The organism is Pseudoduganella violaceinigra DSM 15887 (genome assembly GCF_000425385.1).
Lineage (GTDB): Bacteria > Pseudomonadota > Gammaproteobacteria > Burkholderiales > Burkholderiaceae_D > Rugamonas > Rugamonas violaceinigra.
The window spans coordinates 162,098-177,682 of the sequence record NZ_AUDI01000004.1; the positions used below are offsets into that span (position 1 = coordinate 162,098).

Below are 15,585 nucleotides of genomic sequence, written 5' to 3' on the forward strand. Positions count from 1 at the left end.
TAATGAAGCCTCATATACACACCGAATATCTCGTTCCATGGCGAAACATTCCTCCACCCTGCGGGAAACCATCGAAGAAATGATCGCGATGGGCGAGCTTCGGCCCGGCCAGCACCTCGACGAGACCGAGCTGGCCACGCGCTTCGGCGTCTCGCGCACGCCGATCCGCGAGACGCTGATCCAGCTGGAGTCGATGGGCCTGGTGGTGATCCGCCCGCGCCGCGGCGCGATCGTGGCGGAGCTCGGGCCGCAGCAGCTGCTGGAAATGTTTGAAGTGATGTCGGAACTGGAGGCGACTTGCGGGCGCCTGGCTGCGCGCCGCATGACGCCGGAGGAGCAGCAGGTGCTGCTGGCGGCGCATGAAGCCTGCAAGGCGGCGGTGGAGGCGCAGGAGCCGGACGAGTACTACTACCGCAACGAAGCCTTCCACGAAGCCATCTACGCGGGCAGCCATAACCGCTTCCTGTTCGAGCAGACGCGGGGCCTGTACCGGCGCCTGCGGCCATACCGCCGCTTGCAGCTGCGCGTACGCAACCGCATCGGCCATTCGTATGCCGAGCATGACGGCGTGGTGCAGGCCATCCTGGCAGGCGACGGCGACAAAGCCGCGGAACTGCTGCGCAGCCATGTGATGATCCAGGGGCAGCGCTTTTCCGACCTGATGGCATCGCTGCCGCAATTGAGCCAATCCGCCGCCTGATAAGTAAATCTTTTCGTTTACTTATTTGGCGGCCCTGGCTATATTGCTGGGCATGAACAACGCCCTCCTGATTGCTGCCACCTGCCTGCTTGGCCTGCTGTCCACCACGGGCGCCTCGCTCCCGTATCCGATCCTGCCGCCGCTGTTTGCCGCGGAAGCCCACAACTCGCTGAATAATTTCCTTGGCCTGCCGCCCAAGCTCTTGTTCGGGATCGCGCTGACGGTGAACCCGATCGGACTGGTGATCGGCTCGGCGCTGCTTGGCCCGCTGTCGGACCGATATGGGCGCCGGCCTATCCTGCTGGCGACCGCACTCGGCGCCGCCGCCGGCCATGCTCTGACGGCGTGGGCGCTGGTGATGCAGTCCTACCCGCTGTTCATCCTGGCCCGCTTCGGCACCGGCCTGCTGGAAGGGAATGGCGCCGTGGCGCGTGCCCTGGTGGCGGAAAAACTGCAAGGCCCGCAGCGTTTGCGCGCGCTGTCGCTGGTGAACGGTTCGCTGCACCTGGGCTGGCTGGTGGGACCGGTGCTGGCCGGCTTCACGCTCGGTTTTGGCATCACGGTACCGTTCTGGGTAGCCGTGGCGGCATTGATACTGGCGGCGGCGCTGGTGGCGATGACCGTGCCGCGCGCCGCACAAGCGCCGGACGATGGCGCTTCCTGGTGGCAGGTGGCACGCTCCCACCACGCCATGAACCTGCTGCGCTTTCCTGAATTGCGCACGCTGTTCATCGTGCAGCTGGCGCTGACCTGCGGGATCACGGGCTTCTACGAATACTACCCCTTATGGCTGGTGGAGCAGGGCGGCTACGATGCGCGCGGCATTGCGACCATCAATATGGCTATGTGCGCGATCATGACCCTGGCCGCCATCATCGCCGGACGTCCTAGCCGCATGGAGCCTCTGCACCGCGCCAGCTGGCTGGCATTCGGACTGGCGGCCGCGGTGGCCGGCGTCGCGCTGGGCAACCTGTGGGTCGGCATGGTGGCGATCTGCCTGTTCGGGCTTCCCAATGCCTTTTACAACGCGACGGTGCAATCCTGGGCCGCAGACCGCTTTGCCGCGCATGGACAGGGCTCGGTCATGGGCTTGCTGTCGATGACTTTCTGTTTCGCGAACATTGCCATGGCGGCCATTGGCTCGGTATTGACGCTGCTCGATACGCGGCTGATCCTGCTGCTCGGGGCGGTGCTGGCGACATGGGCAGCATGGCGGCTGCGCGGCTGGCGCCGCGAGCTGGCCGCCCCATCGGCCGCGATGCCGGCAGAAGGCGCCGGCGCATGAATACCGCGGACCAGATCCTCTTCCTGCTGAAAACACGGGGACCGCGCACGGCGCAGCAGCTGGCCGACCTGCTGGGCCTGACCTCGATGGGGGCGCGCCGCCATCTGGAGGCGGCCGAGGTTGCCGGGCTGGCAAGCCACGAAGACGTCGCCGAAAAAGTCGGCCGGCCATCGCGCCGCTGGCTGCTGACCGATGCCGGCCATGCGCGCTTTCCCGACCGCCACGCCGACCTGACGCTGCAGCTGATCGCGCAAGTCCGTGCCCTGTTTGGCGAAGACGGCATGGACAAGCTGATCATCGCCCGCGAGCAGGCCAGCGAGGCCTTCTACCGCGAGGCCATCGGCGCCGGCGCAGCGCTGCACGAGCGCGTGCAGGCCCTGGCGCTGGCGCGCGACGTGGAAGGCTATATGGCGGAGGTGGAAGCGCACGGCGACGGTTCGCTGCTCCTGGTCGAAAACCATTGCCCGATCTGCGCGGCGGCGCGCGAATGCCAGAACTTCTGCCGTTCGGAACTGGAGGTATTCCAGCGCGTGCTGGGCCCGGGGTGCGAGGTGCGGCGCGAAGAGCACATCCTGTCCGGCGCGCGCCGCTGCGCCTACCGCATCAAGCAGGTGTGACAATCATTCCATTACTGGTGTAGAGTGGGGGAAACCCAATGGAGGCGGCAATGGACGATGAAACCCGGCGGAAATTTGTCACCGACGTATGGAAACGCTATGTCGAGGTGCAGAACTGGGCCATTGCCAACTGGCCCGACCATGATCATCCGCTCAGCTCTTCCGACTTTGTCGAAGGCCGGAAAGAAATCCTCGGTCTAGGCTTGCCGTCCCACCTGAAACTCTCGCATGAGCCGCCGGCGCCGGCACCCGAGCCTGCGCAGGGCGGTCCGCAATATCAGGAAGTGACGCCGGCACCCTGGCCGTGAGTGGCGCCGCGGTAGGTGGCGTAGCTCACCGCCAGGCAAGCCACCAGGCCGAAAGCCAGGTGCAGGGCGCTGCCGAACAGCAGCGGCGCCACCAGTCCGGACACCAAAGCAAACAGCATCATCTGCAGGAACGACTGCATGGAGGCGGCCAGCCCGCTATGCTGCGGGAACAGGTTCATGCCGGCCAGCGTCAGCGGCGGCATCGCCAGCGCGAGCGAGAATGAGAACAGGAATAGCGGCAGCACGGCCCACGGCACGGTCGCCGCGAAGAACCAGTTGTATGCCACATTGATCGACGCGGCAATCGCCATCAGGCCGTAGCTCAGGCGGATCAGCTGCGGCGGCGCCAAGCGATGCGCCAGTTTGCCGCTGGCGCTGGCGCCCAGCACGTGGCCGCTGATCAAAGGGATGAACAGCCAGGCGAAGGCGGTCTCCGGCAGCTTCAGGATATGCATGATGAAGTAGGCCGCCGAGCCAATGTACAGCGCAAAGCCGCCGAAAGCCGCGCCCAGCGCAACGGACAGCAGCAGGAACTGGCGGTGCTTGAGGACCATCCAGTAGTTGCCGGCAATGGCGCCCAGGTGCAGCGGATGGCGCTTCTCTTTCGGCAGGCTTTCCGGCAGCCAGCGCCAGACCGCGATAAACATCAGCACCCCGAAGCCGGCCAGGAACCAGAAGATCGAACGCCAGCCGAAGGAGACCTGCAGCCAGCCGCCCAGCACCGGCGCAATGGCGGGCGCCAGGCCGAACACCATCATGATATTACCGAGGATTTTCTGCGCTGCCAGACCTTCAAAACGGTCCTGCACGATGGCGCGGCTGATCACCGAACCGGCGCCCGAAGCCAGGCCCTGCAGAATGCGCGCGCCGAGCAGGAAGCCGAAGGAACCGGCCAGCGCGCCGCCCAGCGACGCCAGCACATACAGCACCAGCGACCACAGGATGATGGGGCGGCGGCCGAAGCTGTCCGACAAGGTGCCATAAAACAGCATCATGAAGGCGAAGGTGAACAGGAACAGGCTCAGGGTCTGCTGGATCGCCATCGGACTGGCGCTGAAGGTGTCGGCGATCGCCGGGAAAGAGGGCAGGTAAGTGTCGATCGCCAGCGGGCCGACCATGGTGAGGCCGGCGAGCAGCAGTGTAAGCAGGATGTTTTTCATGTAAAGTCTATGCAGTGAACCTGACATTCTAAGGCAAAGCCTATATGCTTGCAGGGCATAAGCTAGTGCGAATAGTTTCTTTCGTTTTGGGACGGAGGCTCGATATGCTTGTGCCTTATGGCTAACGATTTCACCGGCGCCGACAGCGGCGCAACACGCTGGGACCTCGACCAAGTGGTCCACCAGCTTCGCGTATCGCGCGAAGCGACCCACAATATCCGCCACCAGCGCCGCGTGCGCGAACTGCCGTCGCGCGCGGAGCTGCAGCAGATCCTCGAAGGCCTGGCGGCGGCGCTGTTCCCAACGCATTACGGGCGCCCGAACCTGACCGACGAAAGCATCGACTACTTCGTCGGCGACACGCTGAACACCACGCTGGGCCGCCTGCACGAACAGATGCGGCGCGGCCTGCAGTTCGGCGGCGAGCGCGATGCCTATGCCATCACGCGGGATTTCGCGGCCTCGCTGCCGGCAATCCGCGCCCTGCTGGTATCGGACCTGCAGGCCGCCTTCGCGGGCGACCCTGCCGCCACCTCGATCGCGGAAATCCTCCTGTGTTATCCGGGCATGGTGGCGATCCTGCATTACCGCCTGGCGCACAGCCTGCACAAGCTCGGCGCGCCCTTCATCGCCCGCATGGTGAGCGACATCGCCCATTCGCGCACCGGCATCGACATCCACCCCGCGGCGCAGATCGGCGCCAGCTTCTTCATCGACCACGGCACCGGCGTGGTGATCGGCGAGACCACCATCATCGGCGAACGCGTGCGCCTGTACCAGCACGTAACGCTGGGCGCCAAGCGCTTCCCGGCCGATGAAACGGGCCAACTGATCAAGGGCACGCCACGACATCCGATTGTCGAGGACGATGTTGTCATTTATGCTGGCGCTACGGTGCTGGGACGTATCACCATTGGCGCCGGGTCGACGATCGGCGGGAATGTGTGGCTGACCCACGGCGTGGCTCCCGGCAGCAATGTGTCCCAAGTCCCTAATATCGAAAAATTCGATAAGTAGTGCGCACATTATGCGTTTTACACTGATCAATCATCGCCGCATAATGCGGGCACCATTTCCCCACATTGGAGCCTAGATAATGAAAAAACTGATCGCATTCGTCCTCGCCGCCGGTTTCTCCCTCGCCGCGTTCGCAGCGCCGGAAACCTATAACATCGATCCGACCCACTCCTATTCCCGCTTCGAATACAGCCACTTCGGCTACTCGACCCAGGTGAACAAGTTCAATAGCACCACCGGCAAGATCCAGATCGACCGCGCAGCGAAGACCGGTTCGGTGGAAGTGAGCATCGACCCAAAATCGGTCAACACGGGCTACGACACCTTCAACGACCACCTGCAAGGCCCTGACTTCTTCGACTCGGCGAAATACCCTGCCATCACCTACAAGTCCACCAAGTTCGTCTTCAACGGCGACAAGCTGGTCGGCGTGGAAGGCAACCTGACGATCAAGGGCGTCACCAAGCCGGTCAACCTGGAAGTGACATCCTTCTTCTGCATGCCGCACCCGATGCTGAAGAAAGACGCCTGCGGCGCCAACGCGATTGCCAAGATCAAGCGCTCCGACTTTGGCGCCGGCAAATACGCCCCGCACGTGAGCGACGACGTAACCCTCGGCTTCTCGGTCGAATCGGTCAAAGAATAAGCGTCAGAGCAGGCCAACAGCTGAGCCTGTGGCAACCTTGGGGTCAGGCCCGTAGCTTGCCACGGACTCAGCTGTAGTAGTTGCGGGCCGGCCATTGACTTCTGGGCGCCATGGTCAATACTTCCTTGACCGCCCATCCCGCCAGAAGGTGTTCCCATGGATTTGCTGCAATACCTCCCACGCGTCGATGCGGCGCGCAGTGCAATTGTCGACCGTGGTATTGAGGTGCAAGCCAGTTTCAGCACCGTGTGCGCCGTCGAATACATGAAGTCCCAGAATATCGCCCCCCATATCATCCAGCGCGTGCTGCTGCAGCCGGAACAACGGCGCCAGGCAGTTCAGGTTATGCACAAGAATTAACGACAAGTAACGCGCGACTTTATTTAGTTAAAGAACCCGCGTGAGAATCGGTGATTTTGTAAGTCGTTGATTTTCAATGCACTTTTCTCTGCACATTGAAGAGGCAGTTTGTTGGAAATGGCGTCGTTGAGGGCTGTTTGCCATGTCAAGCCCCCCTTATCAACAAAGATATCCACAAACAATGTGGATAATCGGAAAAGCCCTTTCCAATCCGCCACTTACGGTGTTTTGGCCGGAATTCGAAGACTTTAGTGGTGAAATAACTACTGTATATGGATACAGTGCTTATTTGACGATGTGTCCGGACGCCTTGAAACTGCCCGGTTCCGCCCCCGGATGGACCTGGATATCCACAGTTGAGGCCGGCTGACCGATGACCAGCTGGCCGGACCAGTCCTCACCGCGCTGCAAACCCTGCAGAATGGACGCAAATTGTTGGCGGTGCTGGTTGTACTTGGCCAGCTGGGATTGCAGGACAATCAGGTCGGAGTAATTGCGCAGCGAAGAAATCACGGTCGTAAACAGCTTGCGCGTGGTGAGGTCGGTCTTGCACCAGAAATCGTTGATGTCGTAGTCGAGGATGATGCTGTGTTCGAGCGCCTGGCCGGGCTGGCCGGTACGCAGGACGATGCGCACCAGTTCGTTCTTCAGCTCGGTGCGGATCTGGTTGGCGACGCGCAAGCCGGCATCGCTGGTTTCCATGATCACATCGAGCAACACCAAGGCCACATCGGGGTTGTTGCGCAGGGTGGTCAGCGCCTCTTCGCCCGAATAGGCGTGCAGGAAACTGAGGCGGCGCCCCATGAAGCATGCGTTGCTGAGCGAAAATTTGGTCACCACATGGACGTCGACATCATCATCGACGATCAGCACCCGCCAAGGGGCGGGATTAGCGCCTGGGGCTTGCTCGGACGCGCTGGCCTGCGCCTCGTCGTCGATCATCCAAGCTTCGCTTGCGTCGTCCTCAGGAACTTTCACGTCCATGCATTTTCCTTTGTCGGTTGTGGACACGTTATTCTGCGGCGGAACATTTGTCAAAATAATTTCCAGACGCTTAGTGAGTTGCATAATGGCATACGCACTGATTCGCTAAGTCGTTGATTTTATTCATACAATTTACCTGCCAAAGAAATGGGCAATTTATTGTAAGCCGCGCCGTTAAAGGCAAAACCGCCTGTCAAGCCCCGCTTTTCCACACGCTTATCCACAGTGGAAGTGGATAACTCAAATTTCGTCTTTAAAAACTTCGCATTAGAGCAATTTTATCATCCGGTTTAGGAGGCTGCCGCCTTCAGACGGTTGAGCTCGTCCAGGAAGCGCTCGCAGGCTAGCCCCGGCGGCCAGGGCTCCCAGGCCGGCGCCCCGTACAATGCCTGCAATGGATCTTCATTCAGCGGCACTGCCGTAATCTTCAATGTGCGCCGCACTTCGTCGCCGCTCCAGCCCACCACATGCACGGCTTCACTGGCCGCCGCCAGGCGGTCGGCGCGCTTGTGAACCTGGTATTCCTTCGGGGTCCAGGCCGGCAGGCCGTAGCGCAGGAAGACCGCCTGCTCGAGCCGCTGGCTCAATTCGCGGAAACTGTCGCCGAGGAAGGGCTTGAGCACGGAAATGCAGTCGAAGCCCAGCAACCCTTCTTCCGCATCATGCAGCAGCTCGCGCAAGGCGGTGAGGGGATCGAGCGGGGCGGGCGACCACAGGCGGCGCAATTGCAGCACGGTGATCGAATGCTGGGCCACCGACAGCGGCAGGGGCCAGGCCGAATGGCCGCCCCAGCGATAGGTCCGGGCCAGGCCGAGCGCAAGGTCGTCATCGTCCCAATCGAAGGGCGTGGGGTCCAGCAGGTCCAGCCGGCGGCCGGAGGGCATGCGCACCCAGGCGCGTTGTGTCGTCATGCAGCTATCGTATCGTCGCGGCGCAGGTCAGCGCAAGCTTGCACGATGAGTGTCTCCAGTTCCGGCAACAGGGCGCTGGCGCTGGCCAGGTCGCCGCTGGCGCTGGCTTTTTCCAGCTGATGGCACAGGGTGTGCAATTCGGGGGCGCTCAGGTAGCCGCAGCTGCCTTTCAGGGCGTGGAAAGCGCTGCTGGCGCCTTCGCCATCGCCATTCAGCAGGGCCAGGCGGCCTTCGTCCAGCCGGCGCGGCGCTTCGTCCAGGAAGGCTTGCGCAATGCGCTTCTGGTGGCGCGCCGAGATGCCGCTGATGGGCAGGATATGGATGGCCGGCGATGCCGGTTCGACCCCGAACATATCGTCCAGCTCGGCCAGGGTCGGCGCGGTGCGCGGCAGCTCGCGCCCGCGGCTGATCAGCTGGGCGATGGTCTTTTCCAGCTGATCGTACAGCAGCCGCTCGTCGACCGGCTTGCTGAGGAAACCATCCATCCCGGCCGAGAGGTAGCGGGCGCGGTCTCGATCGCTGGCGTTGGCGGTCAGGGCGATGATGGGCACCAGCGGGTCGCGCACCGGCAGGTCGAGGCTGCCGCCCCGGCGGATCAGGCGTGCCGCCTGCTCGCCATCCATTTGCGGCATGCGGCCGTCCATCAGGACCAGGTCGAAGTCGCGTTCGTGCAGCGCGCGCAGGGCTTCCAGGCCGTTCGCGGCCACCGATACCTCGTGTCCCATGCCTTCCAACAAGGTGCCGATGATGAGCTGGTTGGTGCGCACATCTTCCGCGCACAGCACGCGCAGGCGATGGGTATGGCGCAGGTGGGTGGGGATGTTCTGCGGCGGCTCCTCCGGCGGCGCGCCCAGGGCCAGCGGCAGCGAGAAGCGCAGCGTGCTGCCCTTGCCCAGGCGGGTGTCGGCTTCGATATGGCCGCCCATCAGGTCAACCAATTCCTTGCAGATCGCCAGTCCAAGACCGGGCCCGTCGGCGCGGCGCGTCGAGGACAGGTCGGCCGGTTCGAATTTACGGAACAGGCGCGGCAGCATTTCAAGCGGAATGCCGGGGCCGGTATCGGTGATGCTGAAACTGACGCGCGCCAGGCCGTCCGCCGTTTCGCCCGAGGCGCGCAGGCGCACTTCGCCGCGCTCGGTGAACTTGATGGCATTGCCCAGCAGGTTGAGCAGGATCTGGCGCAGGCGGTTGGGATCGCCCTGCACATGGCGCGGCAGACCCGGCGCCAGTTCGCAGCGCAGCAGCAGGGCCTTGGCATCGGCCTGTGGACGCAGGATGGTGATGGCTTCGTCGATGATGTCGATCAGGTCCAGGTCCTGGGTATTGATCGACAGACGGCCCGCGTCGATACGGGAGAAATCGAGCAGGTCGTTCAGGATGGCGAGCAGGGCTTCGCTGTTTTTCAGGCCGATGCGCAGGTATTCGCCGGTCCGGTCGGCAATGGTGCGGTCGCGCAAGGCGAATTTGAGCATGCCGATCACGCCCGCCAGCGGGGTGCGGATATCGTGGCTCATGGCGGCCAGGAAATCGATGCGGTGGCGGCCCAGTTTCTCATTTTGAATCTGGGTTTGCTTCAAGGCGTTTTCACGCGCCTCCAATTGCTTTTTTAAGCGGCGGTTCTCCAATATCAGCAGGATAAGCGCTGCCAACCCCGCAATTATTAATAGGGGCGTGGCAAATTGAATCAACGATGCAAACGAAGAAAGCAAAATATTAATGATCTCCCCAATAGTTCTGATTGTAATGGACAAAACCCGGCCAAATCATAACGAATTGTTACGGCGCGACGCTGTCGTGTATGATCCTGGCTATGCTAATTTCTCCTGAACAAGGGCTGGCCTTCCTGGCCGCCGCCATGCTGATCACCGTCTCCCCCGGGCCCGATAACCTGATGGTTTTAAGCATGGGCATGGCGCGCGGGCGCAAGCAAGGTGTGGTATTCGGCCTCGGCTGCGCGCTGGGCTGCCTCAGCCATACTTTGCTGGCCGCCCTCGGCGTGGGCGCGCTGATCGCCGCGTCGCCAACCGCCTTCACCGCGCTCAAGATAGCGGGGGGACTCTACCTCATCTGGATGGGAATCGGCGCACTGCGCAGCAAGGGGGGCGCACAGGTGGGGCAAGCGGCCTTGCCGGAAGAGTCCTTGGGCAAGTTGTTTGCCAAGGGGCTGTTTGCGAATGCGATCAATCCGAAGGTGGTGCTGTTCTTCCTGTCCTTCCTGCCGCAGTTCGTGGTGGCGGGACGGGGCGATGCCAGCTGGCAGACCGCCCAGCTGGGCCTGATCTTCACGATGCAGGCTTGCCTGCTGTTCGGAACACTGGGCTATTTTTCGGGCGCCGTGGGCAAGTGGATCAACCGCAACCCGCGCGCCGGCCTGTGGCTGGACCGCGGCGCGGGCGCGATCTTTGTCGGCCTGGGCTTGCGCCTTATCGTCGCGCGCTGATCGCGAAACGCAGTTCCAGCTCGTCTTTCACGGCCAGCGCGCCGCCGAAGACGGCGAACGGCGTGATCCCGAAATCGCTCTGTTTGACGGTGAAGGCGCCGCTGGCCTGCACGGTTCCACCATCCTCGCGCACGCTCACCGGAACACGGTATGCCCGTGTCACGCCATGCAGGGTGATTTCGGCGCGCAGCATTTCCCGCGAATCCGCCTCGAAGGCCGCGCGCACCAGCACCCACGGATAGGCCTCGGCCCGCAACACCTTGCCGAACATATTGCGGCGCGTTCCGTCGACGGCGTCGACGGAGGGCTGGGTATCCAGGCCCGCCTCCTTACGTAGCGCGGCGTCGTCCACCATGAGTTGGTCCAGGCGGAAGCGCAATTCAGTGCGGCCCTGACCCAGATCCACAAAACCTTCGAGCTGGCGGGTGGCGACCACGTGGTCGTGCCCCATGCGCGCCAGCGGGCCGCTGCGGCGAACGGTGATGGCGACGAGCGATTCGCCGGCCACAATGCGATGCGCTGACTGGATCGCTTGCAGCGCCGGCGCCGGCTCGGTGGCCGCTGGCGGGACGGGCGCGGTGCTGCAAGCCGAAATGCTCAATCCCGCCGCCAGCAAGGCGGGTTGAAATATCCATTTACAAATTTTTTTTTGCATTGTGACTATTGGATAGTTTCCATTATAAAAATTGTACTATCTTATAGGAAGTCGTGATGTTTTGTTCTTGGATAATCACCGCGCCATATTCGCATGTGAATATCCCCCTTGCACTTTCAAATCTCTCCCGATTTGAAATCCCTTCGCCCGCGCAAAGACGCGGGTATTTTTTTGCCCGCATGATTAAGTTCCTTAATGAACTCCTAAGCCTTAATCGGCGGAAAGCTGGCAAAGTAGCTCCATAGCGTACAGCATCCCTGTGCGCCGGGTTGCCGGATTCCTCAATCCGGCACGGATTCTTCGTCTATCCCCGCGCCCTAAAAAGCGTTTTTCACCGGCCCCCTCCAACTCGGCCGGTTTTTTTTTGCCTTCCGGGTTATTCTGTGCGCCACGAAGCGACCTGGAGATGCTCGATGATCGACCTGTACACCGCGCCCACGCCCAATGGCTACAAGATTTCCATTGCGCTGGAAGAGCTGGAACTGGATTACGAACTGCATGCGCTCGACCTGGGCAAAAATGAGCAAAAGGAGCCCTGGTTCACCGCCATCAATCCGAATGGACGGATACCGGCCATTATCGACCGCGCCAACGACGATTTCGCGGTGTTCGAATCGGGCGCCATCCTGGTCTACCTGGCCGAAAAGTGCGGCCGCCTGTTGCCGCTGGATCCCAAGGGCCGCTCGCTGGTGATGCAATGGCTGATGTTCCAGATGGGCGGGATCGGCCCCATGATGGGCCAGGCCAATGTCTTCCATCGTTATTTCCCCGAAAAGATCCAGCCCGTCATCGACCGCTACCAGGGCGAGTGCCGGCGCCTGTTCCGCGTGCTGGACGGCCGGCTGGCGCAGCATGAATTCCTGGCGGGCGACTATTCGATCGCCGACATCGCCAACTGGGCCTGGGTACGCACCCACCGCTGGTCCGGCGTGGAGACCGACGACCTGCCGCATCTGCGGCGCTGGATGCGCCAGCTCCGTGAGCGCCCCGCCGTACAGCGCGGCATCGAGCGGCCGCCGAGCAATGTGTTGGATCGTGCCGACAGCCGGGAGAAAGTGGAGCAATTTGCCGCCGAAGCCCGCAAAATGCTGGAAACCGGCCAATCGCGCTGAATTCCAATCAGGAGACCCAATGAAGCTGTACACCGCCCCTCGTGCCCCCAATCCGCGCCGCGTCGCCATGTTCATGGCGGAGAAGGGGATCGACATGGACCTGCAGCTGGTCGACCTGGGCAAGGGCGAGCATCGGAGCGAGGCCTATCTGGCGGTGAATCCCTTCGGCCGCTTGCCTGCGCTGGAGCTCGACGATGGCCGCATCCTGTGCGAGACGCGCGCCATCTGCACCTACCTGGAAGGCCTGCACCCCGGGCCGAACCTGATGGGCGAAGGCTACGAGGAGCGCGCCTTCATCGAAATGGCCGACCGCCGGGTGGAGCTGCACTTGCTGGCCATTGCAGCGAACTCGATCCGCCATTCCCATCCAGGCTTCGCCGCCCTCGAGAACCCGCAATTCCAGGACTTTGGTGCCTCGCAGGCCGGCAAGTTCCGCGACAATGCGCTGTGGCTGGACGGCGTGCTGGCCGGCCAGCCGTATGTGGCGGGCGGGCGCTTCACGATCGCTGACATCACGGCGTTCTGCGGCATGGAATTCGCGCGCGGGCTGATGAAATTCCGCCCGGCCGAACACGGGATGGCGCATCTGCAGGCCTGGCGCGACCGCATCGCGGCGCGCACTAGCGCCACCGCCGGGACCTGATGCATGGATGCGCCGCTGCGCCGGCGCGTGCTGGCCTGCTTGCCGGGCTGGCTGGTGTTTCTCTGTCCGTTGCCGGCGGCCGGCGCCGGACCGCTGCGCGCCGCCGTCATCCAGGTCGAGCCCTACGGCGTGATCGACGCCGATGGGCGGCAGTCGGGCGCTTACACGGAAATCTTCGGTTTGCTGGCAAGCCAGCTTGGGCGCCCGATCGACGTGGTGGTGGCGCCGTATGCGCGTTCGCTGGCGCTGCTGCGTTCGGGCGGTGTGGAGATGATGATGGCCATGCCCAGTCCCTTCATCGCGGAAGTGGCCGTCCCTGGGGGCGGCGTGTGGGCGCTGGAAGCCATTGTGATCGGCCGTTCCGGCCAGGACCTGCGCGGATCGGGCGACCTGCACGGTTTGACGGTGGCCCGCATCCGGGGCACGGATTACGGCCCTTCGTTCATGCAGGATCCGGCCATCCGCCATTACGAGATGACCAGCCATGTACAGGGCTTGCAGATGCTGCTGGAAAAGCGCGTCGATGCCGTTGTCGGCGGCCGGCCCGGCATTTTCCACGCGATGCGCAAGCTGGGTATCCGCCGCGCGCAGCTGGGAGCGTCCTTCGTCGTGCAGGTAAAGGAGGTGCAGTTGCACCTGTCGAAGCGCAGTGCGGAACCGGAGCTGGCCGCCGAGCTGCGGCGCGGCATCGCGGCGCTGCGGGCCGCCGGCCGGATCGACGCCGTGCTTGCTAAGTACTCGGCAGGCTTGCCGCGCGATTGAGCTTTCCAACGATCCCGTTGGGGAAGAAATAGATGGCGAGGATGAACAGGATGCCGAGCCACAGCAGCCAGCGGTCCGGATGCAGCGCCGCTTCCAGCAGCGGGATGCCGGCGGCGGCGCCCGCAGCCTGGGCCATCAATGCCTTCAGGTAGTTATTGGCCAGGATGAACAGGGCGGCACCGATCACCGCGCCGTACATGGTGCCCATGCCGCCGATGACAACGATCAGCAGGATATCCGTCATGACTTCGAAGCCCAGCGTGGTTTTCGGGCCGACGTAGCGCAGCCAGAGCGCCATCAGCGCGCCGGCCAGGGCGGCCGCCAAGGCGCCAATGCAGTTGGCTGCGATCCGGTAGGCGACGGTGCGGTAGCCCAGCGCCTCGGCCCTGAATTCGTTCTCGCGGATCGCCTGCAGCACGCGGCCGAAAGGCGAATTCACGACGCGCAGCAATGCCAGGAAGATCAGCGCCGCGCCGCAGAACACGATGTAGTAGGTGAGCACCTTGCCGTCCACGATGCGTCCCATGAATTCGCCGAATTCGTTGGCTGGCGAGAGCAGTTCGGGCACATCGAAGGTCTTGCCGTCTTCGCCGCCGGTCCATTCGGACAGTTGCGATGCCAGTACAGCAAACGAGGAAGCCACCGCGAGCGTCACCATGGAGTAGAAAATGGCACGCACGCGCAGTGCAAACAGTCCGATGAGCAGCGCCAGGACCAGCGTGAGCGCCAATGCCGCGGCCAATCCCAGCGCCATGCCGCCCCATCCGGGCGTCTCGCCCGCGAAGCCGAGGCCGACGCCGTAAGCGCCGATGCCGAAGAACATGGTGTGGGCAAAGGAAACGATGCCGGTATAGCCCAGCAGCAGGTCGTAGGAGGCGACCAGCACGATGTAGACGCAAATGGTGGCGGCGGTGTTCAGCGGCCGGGCGCCGCTGGTGATGAACGGGGCGAGCGCGAGGCCCAGCACGACCAGGAGCAGCAGGGCGGACATGGCGCGGCTGCGCGGCGCCGCGCCGGAGAGAAGGCGGTTCAGCATATCATTTCCTCGACAGGCCGGCCGGGCGCCACAGCAGGATGGCGATCATCAGCACGATGTGGGACACGAGCGCCAGCTTGGGCGCCAGGAAGCCGGCGTAGTTGGCCGTGAGCGCCATCAGCAGCGCGCCGATGAAACAGCCGCCGACCGAACCGAGGCCGCCGATGATGATGGTGATGAAGACCATGACCATCACCTCGCCGCCCATGGATGCGCTCAGCGTTTCCTTGTACAGCCCCCACATCACGCCGCCCAGGCCCGCCAGCGCGGAGCCGGCGGCGAACACCGCGACGAACAGGCGGCGGATGCGATAGCCGAGCGCTTCGACCATTTCGCCATTCTCGACGCCGGCGCGTATCAGCAGGCCAAGCTTGGTGCGGTTCAGTACCAGCACCAGCGCCACGAATACCAGCAGGCCGACCGCGATTGCCAGCAGCCGGTATTTTTCGATGGCGGCGTCACCCAGCATGACGGCGCCGCGCAGGGCGGTTGGCAGCGGCATGGGTTGATGGTCGGCGCCCCAGATCACATGGATCAATTGTTCGACGACGATCATGCCGCCCATGGTGATCAGGATCTGCTTCAGGTGCTGTCCGTAGACCGGCATGATGATGACGCGCTCGAAGGCCCAGCCCAGCAGGGCGGTGACGGCCATGGCCAGCGTAATCGCCAGTCCGAGCGCCGCCAGGTTCATGCCCAGCGAATCGGCTTGCATCCAGCCTTGCATCGGCACCAGCACCAGTGTCGCGGCAAAGGCGCCGACCGAAACGAAGGCGCCGTGGCCGAAGTTCAGCACGTCCATCAGGCCGAACACCAGGGTCAGGCCGCTGGACATGATGAAGATCATCATCCCCATCGCCAGGCCGGCAACGGTCAGCGTGACCCAGGTCGGCGTGCTGCCCACCAGCGGGATCACGGCCAGCATCAGCGCGGGCGCCAGCAGCGACGG

General features: G+C 63.2%; 18 protein-coding genes. 11 read left to right on the forward strand and 7 right to left on the reverse strand.

From position 1 onward, the window contains the following. The first annotated feature begins 37 nt into the window (after positions 1–37). The 4 genes from H597_RS0104550 to H597_RS0104565 are packed head-to-tail and all read left to right on the forward strand — an operon-like array spanning position 38 to position 2,910. Positions 38–700, forward strand: a complete 663-nt coding sequence (locus tag H597_RS0104550) for a GntR family transcriptional regulator (RefSeq protein WP_028101087.1) — start codon at positions 38–40, stop codon at positions 698–700. Between the two features lie 52 nt (positions 701–752). Further along, on the forward strand, positions 753–1,985 hold the full coding sequence (locus tag H597_RS29720; protein WP_035373111.1) for an MFS transporter: 1,233 nt from the start codon (positions 753–755) through the stop codon (positions 1,983–1,985). Further along, complete coding sequence (locus tag H597_RS0104560; protein WP_028101088.1) at positions 1,982–2,602, forward strand: helix-turn-helix transcriptional regulator; 621 nt, start codon at positions 1,982–1,984, stop codon at positions 2,600–2,602. Before H597_RS29720 ends, H597_RS0104560 begins: the two co-directional genes overlap by 4 nt. Positions 2,603–2,652: 50 nt before the next feature. Then, complete coding sequence (locus H597_RS0104565) at positions 2,653–2,910, forward strand: hypothetical protein (protein WP_028101089.1); 258 nt, start codon at positions 2,653–2,655, stop codon at positions 2,908–2,910. Here H597_RS0104565 and H597_RS0104570 read toward each other — a convergent pair. Next, positions 2,880–4,070 (reverse strand): multidrug effflux MFS transporter, encoded by a 1,191-nt coding sequence (locus H597_RS0104570; protein ID WP_028101090.1) that lies wholly within the window; start codon positions 4,068–4,070, stop codon positions 2,880–2,882. The genes H597_RS0104565 and H597_RS0104570 overlap by 31 nt on opposite strands. Positions 4,071–4,187: 117 nt before the next feature. Between H597_RS0104570 and epsC the strand changes: the two genes are divergently transcribed. From epsC to H597_RS0104585, 3 genes are all read left to right on the forward strand, one after another. Then, on the forward strand, positions 4,188–5,087 hold the full coding sequence (gene epsC, locus H597_RS0104575; protein ID WP_028101091.1) for a serine O-acetyltransferase EpsC: 900 nt from the start codon (positions 4,188–4,190) through the stop codon (positions 5,085–5,087). A 79-nt stretch (positions 5,088–5,166) separates the two neighbouring features. Beyond that, complete coding sequence (locus H597_RS0104580) at positions 5,167–5,733, forward strand: YceI family protein (RefSeq protein WP_028101092.1); 567 nt, start codon at positions 5,167–5,169, stop codon at positions 5,731–5,733. Positions 5,734–5,889: 156 nt separating this feature from the next. Beyond that, positions 5,890–6,093: a hypothetical protein gene (locus H597_RS0104585; protein ID WP_035373113.1), complete on the forward strand. Its 204-nt coding sequence runs from the start codon at positions 5,890–5,892 to the stop codon at positions 6,091–6,093. A 285-nt stretch (positions 6,094–6,378) separates the two neighbouring features. Here H597_RS0104585 and H597_RS29725 read toward each other — a convergent pair whose 3' ends face one another. The 3 genes from H597_RS29725 to H597_RS29730 all read right to left on the reverse strand — a co-directional run bounded on the left by H597_RS29725 (position 6,379) and on the right by H597_RS29730 (position 9,565). Beyond that, entirely contained in the window at positions 6,379–7,077 is a 699-nt protein-coding gene (locus H597_RS29725) for a PleD family two-component system response regulator (RefSeq protein ID WP_229632087.1), read from the reverse strand. Between the two features lie 290 nt (positions 7,078–7,367). Continuing rightward, positions 7,368–7,988 (reverse strand): hypothetical protein, encoded by a 621-nt coding sequence (locus H597_RS0104595; protein WP_028101094.1) that lies wholly within the window; start codon positions 7,986–7,988, stop codon positions 7,368–7,370. After that, the gene (locus tag H597_RS29730) at positions 7,985–9,565 is read right to left on the reverse strand and encodes an ATP-binding protein (RefSeq protein WP_229632088.1); all 1,581 of its coding nucleotides are present in this window, start codon (positions 9,563–9,565) and stop codon (positions 7,985–7,987) included. The genes H597_RS0104595 and H597_RS29730 overlap by 4 nt, the downstream gene beginning before the upstream one ends. A 233-nt stretch (positions 9,566–9,798) precedes the next feature. Between H597_RS29730 and H597_RS0104605 the strand changes: the two genes are divergently transcribed. Next, positions 9,799–10,428 (forward strand): LysE family translocator, encoded by a 630-nt coding sequence (locus H597_RS0104605; protein ID WP_028101095.1) that lies wholly within the window; start codon positions 9,799–9,801, stop codon positions 10,426–10,428. Here the strand turns inward: H597_RS0104605 and H597_RS0104610 are convergent. Next, positions 10,412–11,083 carry a YceI family protein gene (locus tag H597_RS0104610; RefSeq protein WP_051293531.1) on the reverse strand — a complete coding sequence of 224 codons (672 nt, stop codon included), beginning with the start codon at positions 11,081–11,083 and terminating at the stop codon, positions 10,412–10,414. The genes H597_RS0104605 and H597_RS0104610 overlap by 17 nt on opposite strands. Before the next feature lie 413 nt (positions 11,084–11,496). Here H597_RS0104610 and H597_RS0104615 point away from each other — a divergent pair, with 413 nt between their 5' ends. From H597_RS0104615 to H597_RS0104625, 3 genes are read left to right on the forward strand one after another with little or no spacing between them, the layout of a single operon-like run. After that, on the forward strand, positions 11,497–12,195 hold the full coding sequence (locus tag H597_RS0104615; protein WP_028101097.1) for a glutathione S-transferase family protein: 699 nt from the start codon (positions 11,497–11,499) through the stop codon (positions 12,193–12,195). 19 nt (positions 12,196–12,214) lie between these two features. Further along, on the forward strand, positions 12,215–12,838 hold the full coding sequence (locus H597_RS0104620) for a glutathione S-transferase family protein (protein ID WP_028101098.1): 624 nt from the start codon (positions 12,215–12,217) through the stop codon (positions 12,836–12,838). Between the two features lie 3 nt (positions 12,839–12,841). Further along, entirely contained in the window at positions 12,842–13,600 is a 759-nt protein-coding gene (locus H597_RS0104625; protein ID WP_028101099.1) for a substrate-binding periplasmic protein, read from the forward strand. On the opposite strand, the gene H597_RS0104630 is transcribed toward H597_RS0104625, so the two are convergent. After that, a complete protein-coding gene (locus H597_RS0104630) occupies positions 13,569–14,636 on the reverse strand; it encodes a branched-chain amino acid ABC transporter permease (protein ID WP_211232007.1) in 1,068 nt (355 codons plus the stop codon). The two genes, H597_RS0104625 and H597_RS0104630, sit on opposite strands and share 32 nt — an antisense overlap. Position 14,637: 1 nt before the next feature. Next, a complete protein-coding gene (locus tag H597_RS0104635; protein ID WP_154667985.1) occupies positions 14,638–15,561 on the reverse strand; it encodes a branched-chain amino acid ABC transporter permease in 924 nt (307 codons plus the stop codon). Between the last annotated feature and the right edge of the window lie 24 nt (positions 15,562–15,585).

What these genes read in the sequence shown, in the direction of transcription:
- H597_RS0104635 (WP_154667985.1), bottom strand. Translation starts at nt 15,561, where the DNA reads ATGCTGGCCGTGATCCCGCTGGTGGGCAGCACGCCGACCTGGGTCACG.
- H597_RS0104605 (WP_028101095.1), top strand. Translation starts at nt 9,799, where the DNA reads ATGCTAATTTCTCCTGAACAAGGGCTGGCCTTCCTGGCCGCCGCCATG.
- H597_RS0104560 (WP_028101088.1), top strand. Translation starts at nt 1,982, where the DNA reads ATGAATACCGCGGACCAGATCCTCTTCCTGCTGAAAACACGGGGACCG.
- H597_RS0104615 (WP_028101097.1), top strand. Translation starts at nt 11,497, where the DNA reads ATGATCGACCTGTACACCGCGCCCACGCCCAATGGCTACAAGATTTCC.
- epsC (WP_028101091.1), top strand. Translation starts at nt 4,188, where the DNA reads ATGGCTAACGATTTCACCGGCGCCGACAGCGGCGCAACACGCTGGGAC.
- H597_RS0104580 (WP_028101092.1), top strand. Translation starts at nt 5,167, where the DNA reads ATGAAAAAACTGATCGCATTCGTCCTCGCCGCCGGTTTCTCCCTCGCC.
- H597_RS0104565 (WP_028101089.1), top strand. Translation starts at nt 2,653, where the DNA reads ATGGACGATGAAACCCGGCGGAAATTTGTCACCGACGTATGGAAACGC.
- H597_RS0104550 (WP_028101087.1), top strand. Translation starts at nt 38, where the DNA reads ATGGCGAAACATTCCTCCACCCTGCGGGAAACCATCGAAGAAATGATC.
- H597_RS0104625 (WP_028101099.1), top strand. Translation starts at nt 12,842, where the DNA reads ATGGATGCGCCGCTGCGCCGGCGCGTGCTGGCCTGCTTGCCGGGCTGG.
- H597_RS0104595 (WP_028101094.1), bottom strand. Translation starts at nt 7,988, where the DNA reads ATGACGACACAACGCGCCTGGGTGCGCATGCCCTCCGGCCGCCGGCTG.
- H597_RS0104620 (WP_028101098.1), top strand. Translation starts at nt 12,215, where the DNA reads ATGAAGCTGTACACCGCCCCTCGTGCCCCCAATCCGCGCCGCGTCGCC.
- H597_RS0104610 (WP_051293531.1), bottom strand. Translation starts at nt 11,083, where the DNA reads ATGCAAAAAAAAATTTGTAAATGGATATTTCAACCCGCCTTGCTGGCG.
- H597_RS29720 (WP_035373111.1), top strand. Translation starts at nt 753, where the DNA reads ATGAACAACGCCCTCCTGATTGCTGCCACCTGCCTGCTTGGCCTGCTG.
- H597_RS0104585 (WP_035373113.1), top strand. Translation starts at nt 5,890, where the DNA reads ATGGATTTGCTGCAATACCTCCCACGCGTCGATGCGGCGCGCAGTGCA.
- H597_RS0104630 (WP_211232007.1), bottom strand. Translation starts at nt 14,636, where the DNA reads ATGCTGAACCGCCTTCTCTCCGGCGCGGCGCCGCGCAGCCGCGCCATG.
- H597_RS29725 (WP_229632087.1), bottom strand. Translation starts at nt 7,077, where the DNA reads ATGGACGTGAAAGTTCCTGAGGACGACGCAAGCGAAGCTTGGATGATC.
- H597_RS0104570 (WP_028101090.1), bottom strand. Translation starts at nt 4,070, where the DNA reads ATGAAAAACATCCTGCTTACACTGCTGCTCGCCGGCCTCACCATGGTC.